Source organism: Arthrobacter sp. alpha11c (assembly GCF_054149985.1).
This window is the reverse complement of sequence record NZ_CP196747.1, coordinates 177,270-190,838: the sequence shown is the minus strand read 5'-3', so window position 1 is coordinate 190,838 and position 13,569 is coordinate 177,270. Positions and strand designations below refer to the sequence as shown.

The window sequence follows — 13,569 nt, the reverse complement described above, 5'->3', positions numbered from 1 at the left end:
TGTGCACAGCGCATCGGTTAGCTGCGCTTGTCGGCCGACCCGCCGTCGTCGGACGCTGTATCCGGTGCACTGTCAGCGCTAACGGCCGCTTCGGGAAGGGGGTTGCGGATCCCGACGGCGGACGCCACCGCGCCGACGACGAACAGTGCCGCCGTGACAACCAAGGCGTTGTACAAACCTTGCCGTGTGAACACAGGACCAACGATCAGGCCGGCAAAGGCAATGCAGATAAGGCCGGCAATACGGGCCACGGCGTTGTTGACGGCCGAACCAATCCCGGCCTCTTCCTGCGGTACCGCGCCTAGAATCGCTGCCGTGAGTGGCGCGACGAGGGTGGTGAGTCCCACGCCAAAGACGATCTGCCCCGGCAGCACCTGGGTCCAGTAGTTCAGGGGCTCCTGGATGGAGAGGGACATCAGAAAGCCCACACCGCATAACAGCGGCCCCACAGTCATGAACCATCGAGGACCATATTTTCCTGCCAGCCCTCCGAAGTAGGACGCAGTCAGCATCAGGATGACGGTCGCTGGGAGCAAAGCGATTCCCGCGATGGTAGCCCCCATGCCTCCAACCTGCTGGAGATAGATGCCCAGGACGAAGAATCCCAGCGATATCCCACCGTAGATCGCAAGCGTGGCAAGGTTGCCCCAGCCAAAGTTCCTTATGGCAAACAGCCTCAACGGCAACATCGGCTCCCTGGTCCTGGCCTCGTGGACCAGGAACAACACCATCGCCACCACGCCGGCCAGGAGCGGCAGCCACACATGGACGCTCGCCCAACCCATCCGGCCCTGTTCAATGAAGGCATAGACGGGACCACCCAGCCCGATCATTGCCAAAACAGCGCCGAGGTAGTCGATTCCCTTGCTCTTGTCCCTGGCCGCATCCGAGGCCCGAAGGCCCGCGAGCAGAGGCCAAATCGCGACCGCTGGAATAACGTTGATGAAGAAGATCACCCGCCACGACAGCATGTCCACGGAAACCCCACCAATGAGGGGCCCTACGATGGCGGCGGCACTCGTCCAACCGGACCACTGGCCGATCGCTTTGGACTGGGAAGGCCCGGAGAAGGAGGTAATGATCATCGCCAACGAACTGGGCACCAGGAGGGCGCCGGCAATACCTTGAAGTGCGCGGGACACCACCAGGACTTCCCCGTTCCAGGCCAGGCCGCACATCACGGACGTCAGGGCAAAGCCCGCTAGCCCCCATTCGAGGATCCGAGCCCGGCCAAAGTGGTCCGATAATGAACCGGCCACCAGGATGAGGGCCCCGAGGGTCAACAGATAGGCATCCACCACCCATTGCTGGATGACCAAGCCACCGCCAAGTTCACGTCCAATCGCCGGGAGCGCAAGGTTCACCACGAAACCATCCAGGATGGCGATAAAAGAAGCCACAATCGCCACAACGAGCACCCGTTTTTGAAGCGGTGTTCTCGGCAGCAAAGCCACAGCATCCGTCATGTGCACAGCCTACGCGGCATTCGTCCATGGCGAAGTCCCGTATCGTTAAACGGTGATTAGTAGACGTGACGCAGCATTGGCCCTTGATATCTCCATGGAAATGGCCCAGCGCCACGGCATCCCGTCACGGCTGTCAGAAGCGGAACTTCGCAACCTCCAGGACAATCCCCCGGCCTGGCTGGTCCAGTCACGTGCCAACCGCACGGGCAAACGGCCCGTATGGGTTCACCTGACATGCGCAGTGTGCGGGTACTCCGAGGCGGTACGGCCCAAGAAGTGGTGGCCCGACTTCTCGTTTGTCTTTTGCGGACACCACAAAAACAGTGAACTGCCGGAACTGTTCCTTGGTGACGTACGCAGCGAATACGAAGGGGTCGGCAGCCGCTTTGTGGGCGTGGTCGACGTCCGCGAGGATCAGGCCTAGGCTCGTCTCATTGCTGCTGGCTCGTCATTGCTGGCTCATCTCCGACGGAACGGCTATCAGCTGTACCGTTTTGCCGTCACGCAGCACGGTCAACGGGAATGGTTCGCCTATGGCCTCGGCAAACAGCAGCTTCTGTAAACTCTCTGCACTGGATACAGCCCTGCCCTGGGCCCGAAGCACCAGGTCCCCTGGCTGGAGTCCCGATAATTCCGCAGGTGAGCCGGCAATGACTTCCACCACGCGCAGCCCCTCTTTCTGGCCAGTCCGCACCACGGCACTGGCATCGAGCGGGATCGGAGTACTCACCAAACCCAGGTAGGCACGGCGCACCCTCCCATCCTTGAGCAGGGAGGCGATAATTCGCTGGGTTGTCGTATTAATAGGTACGGCGAGTCCAAGCCCCAGTCCAGCAATGGCCGTGTTGATGCCGACGATACGGCCCCGGGTGTCGGCCAGGGCGCCCCCAGAGTTGCCCGGGTTAAGGGCCGCGTCAGTCTGGATGACATCCTCAATCACCCGCCGGTGCTCCCCTGCACGGACGGGGATGGATCGTCCCAGGCCGCTGACCACGCCGGCAGTCACGGATCCCGCAAGGCCCAGCGGGTTGCCCACCGCGATCACCAGCTGGCCAACCCTTAGCGAGTCGGCGTTACCCAAGATGGCGGGTGGCGGGGTGGGTTTGAGACCACGGACGACGGCCAGGTCAGACAGCGGGTCCGCCCCCACGAGCTCCACGTCGGTCTGCTTGCCATTCGCAAACACCGCTCTTCCGGACTGGATACCTGCCACGACATGGGCATTGGTGAGCATGTACCCGTCACCGGTGAAGACCACAGCCGACCCGCTGCCCACACGCAGCTGCCCGTTCCGACGCGCACTCGTCATCTCGATAGCGGCCACGTGCGGCGTGACAGACTCCGCAACCCGGATGACGATCTGCGAGTACGCGTCCAAGGCCGCGTCGTCATCCGGCTCCGTAGGCGCCTCTGAATCCCCGCCGTCATCCGGAATTTCAAACTCTGGCTCGGTGCTCATCACATGCCTCCTGCTACCGCGGTGCCGTGCACGTCCTGTCCGGTTCCAGTCCAGTTCAGTGCCTACCCTGTACAACGGCCAGGACAGGGCGGCTAGTCCTCGTTCCCCTACGCCGTGGGTGAACGGCGTGCGTGGCGTGTTCGGACAAAGAAAAAGCCCCCGGATCACTGGGATCCGAGGGCCTTCCGGTGGAGATGGGGGGAATTGAACCCCCGTCCGATGTCGTTTTGTCAGGGCTTCTCCGGGCGCAGTTTGCGTCGGATTTTCTCGGCCCCAGCCATCCTGCAAACAGGTGGCTGATCCGGGCCCAGTCATCTAAAAGTCCCGTTTACCTCAATGACGAAGGCAAACAGCAGTGGCTATCTAAATGACGCCAGGAACCGGGGCGATAGCAACCCCGGGCTGACGGACTGTCTTACTGCTTAGGCAGCGAGAGCGAAGTCAGTGCGCTTAGATTCGGCACTTATTGGTTTGCAGACAGCGTTTACGAGATAATTCTGCATCCTCGGCCCGCTTCACCTGTCGCGACTAACATCGTCGAAACCGATCATCCCCGTATTTTGTTACCAAACCGGCAAGGCATTCATCAAGCGATCGAATACCTACCGGACTATCCATCATAACGCATGCACCCGGAAGATCATTCCCGCGACACAAGCCCTGGGCGGGAGCACCTGCATCCAAACCTAGCGGCGGTTGCGCTCCCGCAGTTCGCGCAACGATTCGCGCTTATCCTGCTGCTCACGCAGCGTTTGGCGCTTGTCGTAGTCCTTTTTACCTCGTGCTATGGCTATTTCAACCTTTGCCCGACCGTCCAGGAAGTAAAGCTGCAACGGCACCACGGTGAAGCCGGATTCGCGGATCTTTTGGGAGATCTTGTCCAGCTCTTCGCGGTGAAGCAAAAGCTTACGACGGCGGCGCGCGGCATGGTTGGTCCAGCTCCCCTGGTGATACTCAGGGATGTGGATGCCCTCCATCCACAGTTCGTCATTGTAGAAGGTACAAAAGCCGTCCACCATGGAGGCGTGGCCTTCACGGAGGGATTTCACTTCGGTACCCATCAGCGCAATGCCAGCCTCATAGGTATCCAGGACATGGTAGTTATGCCGGGCCTTCCGATTGGTGGCCACTACCTTACGGCCACTTTCCTTGGGCACGGTAGAACTCCTTGTTAGATGCGGATTTCAACTAGTGTACGCCAGAGCCCGCGGGCCCTGGTCCCTGACGAAGGGACGGGCTACTAGAGGAGGGTCATCGGATCCACTGCGGCGCCGTTCAGCCAGGTTTCGAAGTGTGCGTGGCACCCCGTGGAGTTACCCGTGCTACCCGAGTACGCAATGAGTTGCCCCTGCGATACTTGCTGCCCGTTGGCCACCACAATGCTGCTGTTGTGATAGTAAATGGTCGTCAGGGAGTTGCCCTGCACCACGCCGTGGGACAGCTTCACCCGCCATCCACCGCCGTCTGCCGAGTTCCAACCAGAGTTGAAGACAGTACCGGCAGCTGCAGCATAAACAGGAGTACCGCAGGCTGCACCGAAGTCGATGCCGGTGTGCATGTAACCACCCGTGCCATAGAAATCGATGGTTCCGGGCGGGGTTGCCCGCCAGCCGAATCCTGACGTGATGGGTACGTAGCTCGCGAAGGGGTGTCGCAAACCAAACGCGGAAGGCGAACCCACCGGCGGGACATACGGTTGCTCGGGGGGTGCCGGCCTTCCTTGCGCAGCCGCTGCGGCGGCCGCAGCAGCAGCTGCCTCTGCGGCGAGGCGACGCTGCTCCGCCTCCCACGCCTCCCGAAGCTTGCGGTCCCTCTCTACGATTTCGGCTGCAACAGAGTCCTGTTCGGCCTTCACGCGGGCAAGATCGGCTTCAATGCCGGGCTTGGCCGCCTGTAGTTGTCCATTCAGGCGGGTAGTGTCCTCGATGAGCTTGTCGACTTCGGCTTTCTTGCTCGCAGCCTCGTCGCGCGCAGCCTTCTCCCGCTCAAGCGCGGCGTCGGCTTTGGCCTTCAGGTCCTGGATCTCAGCCTCGACGGCGGCCAGCCGGGCCTGGGAGTTTACGTTGGTGGCGTTCTGCTGGGTCAGCTTGGTCATTGCAGCGTTCTGGCTGCGCATGGCCTGATCGGCGAGGTCCATGGATTCTGTCAGGCTGCCGGACTCGTTGGATCCGAAGAGCAGGGCGATGTTGGTGGGCACGCCCCCGGATTTGTAGGCCTGTGAGGCGATTTGGCCGATCAGTTTCTTCGTATCGGTGATCTTCTGCTTGTCACTCTCAAGCTGCTCAGTGATTTTGGCTTTGTTCTGCTGGGCGAGCTCCACCCGGGCAGCCAATGCCTCAACTTCCTTGACAGCACTGGCCACGCGGCCCTGCGCTTCCAGAAGTGCCTGCTGGGCGCCCGGGAGACGTCCTTGGTAGATGACAAGATCGCCCGCGGCCTTGGCGATCTTCGAGTCCACAAACTCCAAGGACGCTTGGACGCGCGCGGATTCAGCCTCGAGTGCAGCCTGCTGGTCGTCCAGGCTGTCCGCATGGGCCGTAGGTACACCGGACAGGAGGCTCACAGCGAGGCCCAGGGCGAGCACGCCACCAAGAATCCTGGCTTGGCCGGACGCAAGGCGCCGACGCAGGGAGTTCTGGTCCAACGTGGTCATCATGAGTCCTTTTCGCTTGTCAGCACAGTTGTTCGCAGCCGCCCGTCCTTCATCACTAAACCTTCAAGTAACGCCGGAGGGTCAACAAGGAGGATATCCCGGCCAAGCCGCCGCCGAGCGCAATCAGCACCGGCGCGATCACCAGGACCTGCGTCGATGAGATGAAGGGAGTGTTAAGGAATTGCCTGGAGAGATCACCATTGAGCCAGAAGTGTGCCATCAGCCACAGCGTCACGGAGGCCAACAAGGCCCCGACAACAGCGGCGATCACACCCTCCAGGATGAACGGCAACTGGATCACTGTCTTCGAGGCGCCCACCAGGCGCATGATCCCCGTTTCCCGGCGCCGGCTGAACGCCGAGAGCCGGATCGTGGTGGTTATCAGAAGCACCGCGCAGAAGATCATCACCGCCGCCACACCCATCGCGGCCACAGAAGCGCCGTTCATCCAGGAGAAGATCCGCTCCAACACCTGGCGCTGGTCACTCACCGTCTCAACGCCAGGTTGCGAGGAAAATGTTTCGCTGATGATCTGGTACTTCTCGGGGTTCTTCATGTTGATACGGAACGAGGCCGGCAACTGGTCCTCAGACACGGAATCAACAATCGGCGAATTGGAGAACTGCTCTTTGAAGTGCTTGTAGGCCTCGGCCTGGGATTCGAATTGGAAGTCGTTGATGTACTGCTTGACTGCGGGAGACTCCAACATTGCCTGAAGATTGTCCTGCTGTTCCTTGGTGGCCGGCCCCGAGGCGCAACCAACCGCCGTCGAGCCATCGTTGCAGAGGAAGACCGCAACCTGGACTTTGTCGTACCAGTAGCCCTTCATCTGGTTGATCTGCATCTGCAGCATTCCGGCTGCGCCAACGAACGTCAGGGAAACAAAGGTCACCAAGACGACCGAGATCACCATGGACAGGTTGCGGCGCAGGCCGCTGCCGATTTCCCCGAGGATGAAAAGGAGCCTCACAGCTGTGCCCCCTGCGCGCGGTTGAGTTCCTCGCCACTGGCGTCCTTCAGCCGCCGCGATTCACCCACAACCGGAATCATGGATGTGTACAGTGCCTTCGCTTCGTCACGGATGACCTTGCCGTTCTTGAGCTCCACCACGCGGCGGCGCATTTCATTAACGATGTCGTCGTCGTGGGTAGCCATGACCACAGTGGTGCCGTTCTGGTTGATCTTGTCCAGGACTCCCATGATTCCCATGGATGTAATGGGGTCAAGGTTCCCGGTGGGTTCGTCCGCAAGGAGAATGCCTGGGCGGTTGACGACGGCGCGGGCAATCGCCACACGCTGCTGCTCGCCACCTGAAAGTTCGTGAGGCATCCGCTTTTCCTTGCCCTCAAGGCCAACGGTCTTCAATACCTCAGGAACCGTCTCCCGGATAATGGAGCGGCTCTTGCCGATGACCTGCATGGCAAACGCCACGTTCGCGAAGACATTCTTCTGCGGTAGAAGACGGAAATCCTGGAAGACCACACCGATACCCCGGCGAAGCTTGGGGACTCGCCAGCTCGAAATGTTGGCCACGTTCTGGCCGGCAACGTAAACCGAACCTGAGGATGCTTTGTCTTCCTTCAGGATCAATCTCAGGAAGGTGGATTTTCCTGAGCCTGAGGCGCCCACCAGGAAGGTGAATTCACCGCGGTTGATCTCAAGGCTGACAGAATCGAGCGCCGGTCGGGCATTCTGCTCGTAGACCTTGGTGACATTCTCAAATCTGATCATGGCCCTTTAGAACCCCGCCGGACATGACGTACTCGCCCAGTCCAACAGCCGGAGCGCGGGCTTTCGATGGGGGAAGTGAGAGCACCGGCCACTCGACTATACGCACGCAGCAGCCGGGATTCCGGGGGTTTCGGGGGCGTGTCGTGGAATCCGACGCCCCCGGAACGCGGACTGAGACCCTAGCTGGCAGCGTTACGGTTGCCAGTGCGCCAACGGATACCGGCGTCGATGAAGTCATCGATGTCGCCGTCCAGGACAGCCGAAGTGTTGCCTACTTCGTGTTCCGTGCGCAGGTCCTTGACCATCTGGTACGGATTGAGCACATAGGAGCGCATCTGGTCTCCCCAAGACGCCTTGACATCACCGGCCAAGGCTTTCTTTTCAGCGTCCTGCTGTTCCTTCTTAACAAGCAGCAACCGCGACTGGAGCACACGCAAGGCAGCTGCCCGGTTTTGAAGCTGCGACTTTTCATTTTGCATTGACACGACGATGCCCGTGGGAATGTGTGTCATGCGCACGGCGGAGTCGGTCGTATTGACCGACTGGCCTCCTGGTCCTGAAGACCTGAAGACGTCCACGCGGATTTCGTTGTCCGGAATCTCGATTGAGTCGGTCTGTTCAATCAGCGGGATGACTTCGACGGCGGCGAACGAGGTCTGCCGGCGGCCCTGATTGTCAAAGGGGCTGATACGGACCAGGCGGTGTGTGCCCGCCTCGACGCTGAGGGTGCCGAATGCGTACGGCGCTTTGACCTCAAACGTGGCGGACTTCAGGCCTGCTTCTTCAGCATAGGACGTGTCCATCACGGTGGTGGGGTATCCGTGGCGCTCCGCCCACCGCAGGTACATACGCATCAGCATCTCTGCGAAGTCGGCAGCGTCGACACCACCTGCTCCTGCCCTGATGGTCACTACGGCTTCCCGCTCGTCGTATTCGCCGGACAACAGGGTGACGATTTCGAGCTCGGCGAGGGCCTTGCGAATAGAAGCCAGCTCTTTGCCTGCCTCGGCCATTGACGCTTCGTCGCCCTCGTCCTGGCCGAGCTCCACCAGTACTTCGAGGTCGTCAATGCGTGAGGCAAGCTTGGACAAGCGCTCCACTTCTGCTTGCCGGTGGGATAAGCGCGAAGTGACAACTTGCGCCGATGCGGGGTCGTCCCAAAGGTCCGGCGCGCCAGCCTGCTCACTCAATTCGGCGATTTCTGCCTTCAAGGCATCAACATCGGTGACGTTCTCGATGGAACTGTAAGTGGCGCGAAGCGCGCGGATTTCTGCGGGAAAATCAATCTCAGCCATGGTCTTTCCAGCGTACGCTATCAGCCGGACTCCCCCGACTGGGCGCCGTCATTGCGTCCGTATGATTGCGTCATTGCGTAATGTCGTTATTGGGTGAGCCGGGATCTGGCCGTGGATCTTGCTTCAACAGGGATTCCCTCAGGCAGCAGGAAGGTGACCAAGGGCGGATGGGCGATCGCCCTTAAGACCACCACCGCCGTACCGCCGGGTGAACTTCCCGTTTCAGGAGAAACTTCCAAGTGATCGTGCACGGAGAAGGCTTCGCTGTTTCCCAGGTACAGATCAACCGCGCCCAGCACCCGCTCGTCCACCAGCGACGCCGAGGGCACACTGCTTCCTTCGATGTCACCCACGACGTACGAATCTGCAGCAGCAAGTGCGGCGCCATCGGCCAAGGACAGAAGTTTTTTGTGCTCCAGGTAAATCGCCGAAGTAGCCATCACCACCGCGGCCAACAGGAGTGCCAGAAGTACGAAGCCTACGATCAGCACGGTCATCTGTCCCTCTTCCTCTTTGCGCCCTATCCGCCCCATCGCCATCTTTACGGCTCCTCTTCACGTTGACGATTCACTGAAAGCGGCCCACGACTTGTGTGGCAGAGGCATTGAGCACGGCAGCGTTAAGTTGTAGCGAGTCGCCAAACGGAACCATCGGCAAAGGGACAGTCAGTCGAACCCAAACTGTCACTGTGGTGCCTGCCGAAAGGCAGTCTGACCGGTCGCACGTGATCTCAATTTCGGCCGCTTTCGCCGGGTAGCCGTAATCCTTCAACGCCAGGAGGACGCTCTGTTCTGCGCTGGTCCTCGCGAGGGCGGGTTCAGTTTGGGAAACAAAGACCTTGGCCGCCTGATCCGCCGCACCCACCACCGCGAAGGATCCGCCTTGGATTTGGCCCACGGTTACCAGGAAATAGACAACCGGGACCATGAGCAACAGTGCCAGGAACGTAAACTCCACGATGGCACTGCCGCGTTGCCTTTCGACGTCGGCACCCACTGCAGATATGTCTTGATATGGTCCGAACACCAACTGCAAAGCCATCTTCAGTCGATGCCTACGGCGGTTCATTGTCGAAGCGGGAAACGGCGCCGGAGTCAGGACATCACTTTGGAAGGGCAGCATGTCCGGCAACCTCCATGACTCCGCCCGGTCCGATAAGCCCCACGACTGGCATAGGCGCCCTCACGGTCACTTCCAATGCCCGAATTCCCTCCAGATTCCTTTCAGCGGTGGTCACGTCTGCCGCGAAATCTCCATTGAGCGCCGTTTCGATCAGTTCGGACGTCCTGGCCTCCGCGTCCGTTGCCGTTCGATCGGCAAGGGTTCCATATCGCGCTCCGGACGCGGCGGCATCAACAAGTGTGTTTCGGACGTGAAGGACAAGCGTGAGCTGGACGATCGCCATGAACAGCAACGTCAGCAGCGCAGCAATCATCACGAAATCGATAACGGCGGAACCTCGTTCCCCACTTTTGAGTGCACAGAGACTTTGAAATGCGCAGGGATTTTGAAATGCACAGGGCAGGCAGAGTGCGTGATTTTGCCTGCGGGACCACGCCTGCCCCATCTCCTAGCTGCCCACCTTGGCCATGGCCTGCGTGAAGAGGTCCGCCAATGCTGGCGATGCAATTGCGAGGAGCCCCGCGACCAATATTGCGGACATCAAGGTGATCATCACCCACCCGGGGACGTCACCGCGCTCACCGTGTTCCAGCTGTGATGCCGCATTTCGCGCCTGCACGGCGAAGGCCCAGGAGAAAAAGGGCCAAGTCATCGTGTTTGCGGCAGAAATCGATCGTCCATACTTCTTCATTATTTTCCCCAATGTGTGTGTTTGTATTGCTGGCAATGTGCGACGGGCGGACAAAGGTAATGGGCTAATGAACCCGGCTTGGTCCCGTCAAAGGCTCAACTGCAAAGCGGCGAGTGCAGGAAACGCCGCAAAAATGACCGTTAGTGGAAGGACCCCGAATACCAGGGGCACCATCATGCCGATTTCTTTTCGACCGGCTGATTCCATCAGCTCCCGCTTCGCAGCGTCGCGAACATCGGCAGCTTGTGCCCGAAGTACATCGGCCAACGGAGTCCCCCGCTCCACGGCCACCACTAATCCGTCGACGAATCGGACGAGGGGCGGCAGTTGTGTTCGGGCAGAGAACGCCTGGAGTGCTTGGACCAGAGATTTTCCTGATCTCGTATCGGACAGAACCGCGGTGAATTCTTTGGCGAGCTCGCCGGTGGATGTACGGGAGATCCTGTCCATCGCGCCCACTGCGCTCTCTCCGGCGGCGACGGCCAGGGCCATGAGTTCGGCAAGGCTGGGAAACTCCGCGAGAATCACCGATTCGCGGCGCTTAATCTTTTGGCCAAGCACGAAATCGCGGAGCACGTATCCACAAAAGGCAGCCCCGATTACCGACACCAGTGATGGAAGCGGGCTGAATCGTCCGGAGGCAGCACCCAGCCCTACGCCGATCACGGCAAGCAGGAAGCCGCCTGCGGCCCACACCAGTTGCTCCGCCCTGAAATCCACCACGCTTTTCGCGGACCCGGCTCGAGCCAGTCTCTTTCGCAAGGCTGGGCCGCCACTGTTAAAACGGGACAAGTAGCCAATTCCGTCTTGGATAACTGGGCGGAGAATGCGTTCCAATGGTCCAAAGGGTGTCAGATTATGCGTAGGCGCCCGGAGGAGGCGCGACTCGAGATTCTGCGACTTAAGCTGAGGGTCAATGCGCTCCGCGAATGTCCTGCCGCGCATGAAGGGAAGCCGCACCAGAATCAACCATGTCCCTCCGCCCAGGAGTAATCCGAGGAGTGTTGCGGTGGCGGTCGAAGTGCTCATTGCAGGACCCGTTCATCCTCGGGTAATGCCCCAATACGCAGCATGACTGCGTAACACAAAACCGAGACAAGAAGTCCGCCGAGCAGCACCACGGCCCCGATTCCGGAGTTGTAGGCAAGCATGGCTTCAGGTCTACCGGCCATGACCACCAAGACTATCCAGGGTGCTGCGACAGCAAGCCGGGCACCGTTTACGGTCCAGGACTGCCTGGCCTCGAGTTCGCTGCGCGTCCGGGCGCTTTCCCGAAGAAACCCTGCCAACGTACCCAACATCCGCCCAAGGTCGGAGCCACCCACTTCCCGCGTCATGCGTAGTGCCTCGATGATCCGGTCAGCCACCGGATCTGCCAGGCGGTCCTTGAGTTTGTTTACAGCCGCATCGAACTGACCGCCCGACCTATAGTCGGCACCAAAATCCAGGAACAGGCCCCGCAGTTCGTCCGGCCCGTTGTGCCCAAGTTGGATCAAGGCCTCTGGCAAAGCCAGGCCTGCGCGAATGGCGGATCTGAGGTGGTCAACAACATCGGGCCACAGTTGGCGGAGGCTGGCACGGCGTTTCCGCGCCCGTCGACGCACGAGGCCAAAAGGAATCCAAGCGCCAAAGAGTCCGAAACAAAGGCAGACGGGCAATGACGCGGTCACAACGAAGAACAGGAGCATCGCAATGACTCCGCATCCAGTGCAACTGAGAAGGAGGCCCGCACCAGTGACCTTTTCTATGCCCGCCGAGAGCAAGAGAAGTTCCAGTCGTCGTGGCCGGGGTTCTCTGGCCCGGACGTTTGGCGGATGCTCCCAGGTGGACCACCAGATAAGCATTGCTCCACCGCCGCAAAGGATCCCCAATAGCGGGGCCATCAGTTCAGCTCCAGCAGCGCGGCAACATCAAAACCAGCCACGGCAAACTTATCGACCGCCGGCATGGAGTTGGCTTTGGGCTGCAGCTGCCCTTCAAGCATGCGGAACACCACCGAGGATTCGATGACCCCGTTTTCTACGCGGCGCCCCAACGACAGGATTTCCGTTACCTGCCTGCGCCCATTGGCCTGCCGGGCACAGTGCACCACCAGGTCAATGCACGAGGCAACTGTGGGAAGGACGAATGCACTGGAAATGTTCGCCCCGGCCAGCAAAGGCAGGGTGCAAATCTTGGTGACGGCGTCATGGGCCGAATTTGCATGGACTGTGCACATGCCAGGCAGCCCGGAATTCAACGCAATCAGCATGTCCAGGCTTTCGGCTTCGCGGACTTCGCCAACCACCAAGCGGTCAGGTCTCATGCGAAGGGCTTCCCTAAACGAGCCTTCGCAACGGAATTTCTCCATGACCTTCCAGGTTCGGTTGCCTGCATTGGAGACCCACGACGTCGCGCAGAGGGAGTTGCAATTCAAAGATCTCTTCAACGGTTACTACGCGCTCACGTGAGCCAATGCTTGCTGCAAGGCAGTTCGAACATAGTGGTCTTCCCTGCCTGGGTGGCACCGGAAACGAGGATGTTGAGACCGCTTGCAACGGCTGCACCAAGGAACCTGGCAGATTGGGGTGTGAGGCTTCCCAACTCGACGAGATGCTCAAGCCGGTTCGCCCTGGCGATGAACTTTCTGATGTTGACAGCCCAGTGCTTCCTGGTCACGTCCGGAATAGCAACATGCAACCGTGACCCGTCCGGCAGGGCCGCATCCACGAACGGTGACGACAAGTCCAGCCGCCGCCCCGAGCTCTTGAGCATCCGTTCGACGAGGTCCCGGATTTGCTGCTCGCTCAGGGTGATTCCCGTCAGCTCGGACTCCCCATTACGCGCGACATAAATTTCGTGGGGCGCGTTGATCCAAATTTCCTCAATTCCAGGATCATCCAGGAACGGCTGCAGCGGACCGAATCCCGCTACGGCGTCAAAGACGTGCCTGCGGGCGGTTTCCAGATGTCCCAATGGCGGAAGAGGTCCAAGGAGAGCCCTTTCGTCGTAGTCGTTGACCGCGTCCTCAACCAAGCGTCGGACTTCCGCGGTCTGTTCGAAGGGGTCCAAGCCGCGGCGTCTGATAAGTTCGCGGACCTCACCCTCCACAATCCCAACGGCCTCCATATTTCCCCCAAAAACCTTCGTGTCCGTATCCGAGAGGCGTATCT

14 protein-coding genes, 1 other RNA gene and 1 pseudogene are annotated in these 13,569 nt (G+C 60.1%); 1 reads left to right on the top strand and 15 read right to left on the bottom strand.

Translation table 11 applies throughout. The features are described 5' to 3' along the window. Positions 1-17 precede the first annotated feature (17 nt). Positions 18-1,472 (bottom strand): MFS transporter, encoded by a 1,455-nt coding sequence (locus tag ACTAQJ_RS00845; protein WP_498700056.1) that lies wholly within the window; start codon positions 1,470-1,472, stop codon positions 18-20. Between the two features lie 88 nt (positions 1,473-1,560). Here ACTAQJ_RS00845 and ACTAQJ_RS00840 point away from each other — a divergent pair, with 88 nt between their 5' ends. Next, a complete protein-coding gene (locus tag ACTAQJ_RS00840) occupies positions 1,561-1,890 on the top strand; it encodes a hypothetical protein (RefSeq protein ID WP_431120265.1) in 330 nt (109 codons plus the stop codon). 24 nt (positions 1,891-1,914) lie between these two features. On the opposite strand, the gene ACTAQJ_RS00835 is transcribed toward ACTAQJ_RS00840, so the two are convergent. The 14 genes and pseudogenes from ACTAQJ_RS00835 to ACTAQJ_RS00770 all read right to left on the bottom strand — a co-directional run bounded on the left by ACTAQJ_RS00835 (position 1,915) and on the right by ACTAQJ_RS00770 (position 13,525). After that, positions 1,915-2,928 carry a S1C family serine protease gene (locus ACTAQJ_RS00835; RefSeq protein WP_498700054.1) on the bottom strand — a complete coding sequence of 338 codons (1,014 nt, stop codon included), beginning with the start codon at positions 2,926-2,928 and terminating at the stop codon, positions 1,915-1,917. Positions 2,929-3,111: 183 nt separating this feature from the next. Further along, positions 3,112-3,480, bottom strand: a transfer-messenger RNA (tmRNA) gene (gene ssrA, locus ACTAQJ_RS00830). A 131-nt stretch (positions 3,481-3,611) separates the two neighbouring features. Next, a complete protein-coding gene (smpB, locus tag ACTAQJ_RS00825; RefSeq protein WP_026540087.1) occupies positions 3,612-4,082 on the bottom strand; it encodes an SsrA-binding protein SmpB in 471 nt (156 codons plus the stop codon). An 83-nt stretch (positions 4,083-4,165) separates the two neighbouring features. After that, positions 4,166-5,578, bottom strand: a complete 1,413-nt coding sequence (locus ACTAQJ_RS00820) for a peptidoglycan DD-metalloendopeptidase family protein (protein WP_431120266.1) — start codon at positions 5,576-5,578, stop codon at positions 4,166-4,168. A 55-nt stretch (positions 5,579-5,633) separates the two neighbouring features. Beyond that, complete coding sequence (ftsX, locus tag ACTAQJ_RS00815) at positions 5,634-6,548, bottom strand: permease-like cell division protein FtsX (RefSeq protein ID WP_224164730.1); 915 nt, start codon at positions 6,546-6,548, stop codon at positions 5,634-5,636. Then, positions 6,545-7,309, bottom strand: a complete 765-nt coding sequence (ftsE, locus tag ACTAQJ_RS00810) for a cell division ATP-binding protein FtsE (protein WP_216924001.1) — start codon at positions 7,307-7,309, stop codon at positions 6,545-6,547. Before ftsE ends, ftsX begins: the two co-directional genes overlap by 4 nt. Positions 7,310-7,488: 179 nt before the next feature. Further along, the gene (gene prfB, locus ACTAQJ_RS00805; RefSeq protein WP_498700052.1) at positions 7,489-8,604 is read right to left on the bottom strand and encodes a peptide chain release factor 2; all 1,116 of its coding nucleotides are present in this window, start codon (positions 8,602-8,604) and stop codon (positions 7,489-7,491) included. Positions 8,605-8,690: 86 nt separating this feature from the next. Beyond that, positions 8,691-9,101 carry a pilus assembly protein TadG-related protein gene (locus ACTAQJ_RS00800; protein WP_477515042.1) on the bottom strand — a complete coding sequence of 137 codons (411 nt, stop codon included), beginning with the start codon at positions 9,099-9,101 and terminating at the stop codon, positions 8,691-8,693. Positions 9,102-9,171: 70 nt separating this feature from the next. Continuing rightward, complete coding sequence (locus ACTAQJ_RS00795; protein ID WP_498700050.1) at positions 9,172-9,645, bottom strand: hypothetical protein; 474 nt, start codon at positions 9,643-9,645, stop codon at positions 9,172-9,174. 61 nt (positions 9,646-9,706) lie between these two features. Then, positions 9,707-10,039, bottom strand: coding sequence for a TadE family protein (locus tag ACTAQJ_RS00790; RefSeq protein WP_498702131.1), 333 nt, complete (start codon positions 10,037-10,039; stop codon positions 9,707-9,709). Positions 10,040-10,174: 135 nt separating this feature from the next. After that, positions 10,175-10,378 (bottom strand): hypothetical protein, encoded by a 204-nt coding sequence (locus ACTAQJ_RS00785; RefSeq protein WP_477515041.1) that lies wholly within the window; start codon positions 10,376-10,378, stop codon positions 10,175-10,177. A 126-nt stretch (positions 10,379-10,504) separates the two neighbouring features. Next, positions 10,505-11,446 carry a type II secretion system F family protein gene (locus ACTAQJ_RS00780; RefSeq protein ID WP_477515040.1) on the bottom strand — a complete coding sequence of 314 codons (942 nt, stop codon included), beginning with the start codon at positions 11,444-11,446 and terminating at the stop codon, positions 10,505-10,507. Continuing rightward, positions 11,443-12,300 carry a type II secretion system F family protein gene (locus ACTAQJ_RS00775; protein ID WP_498700046.1) on the bottom strand — a complete coding sequence of 286 codons (858 nt, stop codon included), beginning with the start codon at positions 12,298-12,300 and terminating at the stop codon, positions 11,443-11,445. The genes ACTAQJ_RS00780 and ACTAQJ_RS00775 overlap by 4 nt, the downstream gene beginning before the upstream one ends. Beyond that, positions 12,300-13,525, bottom strand: a pseudogene (locus ACTAQJ_RS00770) (TadA family conjugal transfer-associated ATPase). Before ACTAQJ_RS00770 ends, ACTAQJ_RS00775 begins: the two are co-directional and overlap by 1 nt. Between the last annotated feature and the right edge of the window lie 44 nt (positions 13,526-13,569).

Bases quoted from the DNA above. Each gene is read 5' to 3' on its own strand.
- ACTAQJ_RS00840 (WP_431120265.1), top strand. From the start codon at position 1,561: ATGGAAATGGCCCAGCGCCACGGCATCCCGTCACGGCTGTCAGAAGCG.
- ACTAQJ_RS00820 (WP_431120266.1), bottom strand. From the start codon at position 5,578: ATGACCACGTTGGACCAGAACTCCCTGCGTCGGCGCCTTGCGTCCGGC.
- ftsE (WP_216924001.1), bottom strand. From the start codon at position 7,309: ATGATCAGATTTGAGAATGTCACCAAGGTCTACGAGCAGAATGCCCGA.
- prfB (WP_498700052.1), bottom strand. From the start codon at position 8,604: ATGGCTGAGATTGATTTTCCCGCAGAAATCCGCGCGCTTCGCGCCACT.
- ACTAQJ_RS00800 (WP_477515042.1), bottom strand. From the start codon at position 9,101: ATGACCGTGCTGATCGTAGGCTTCGTACTTCTGGCACTCCTGTTGGCC.
- ACTAQJ_RS00795 (WP_498700050.1), bottom strand. From the start codon at position 9,645: ATGGCTTTGCAGTTGGTGTTCGGACCATATCAAGACATATCTGCAGTG.
- ACTAQJ_RS00790 (WP_498702131.1), bottom strand. From the start codon at position 10,039: ATGATTGCTGCGCTGCTGACGTTGCTGTTCATGGCGATCGTCCAGCTC.
- ACTAQJ_RS00785 (WP_477515041.1), bottom strand. From the start codon at position 10,378: ATGACTTGGCCCTTTTTCTCCTGGGCCTTCGCCGTGCAGGCGCGAAAT.
- ACTAQJ_RS00780 (WP_477515040.1), bottom strand. From the start codon at position 11,446: ATGAGCACTTCGACCGCCACCGCAACACTCCTCGGATTACTCCTGGGC.
- ACTAQJ_RS00775 (WP_498700046.1), bottom strand. From the start codon at position 12,300: ATGGCCCCGCTATTGGGGATCCTTTGCGGCGGTGGAGCAATGCTTATC.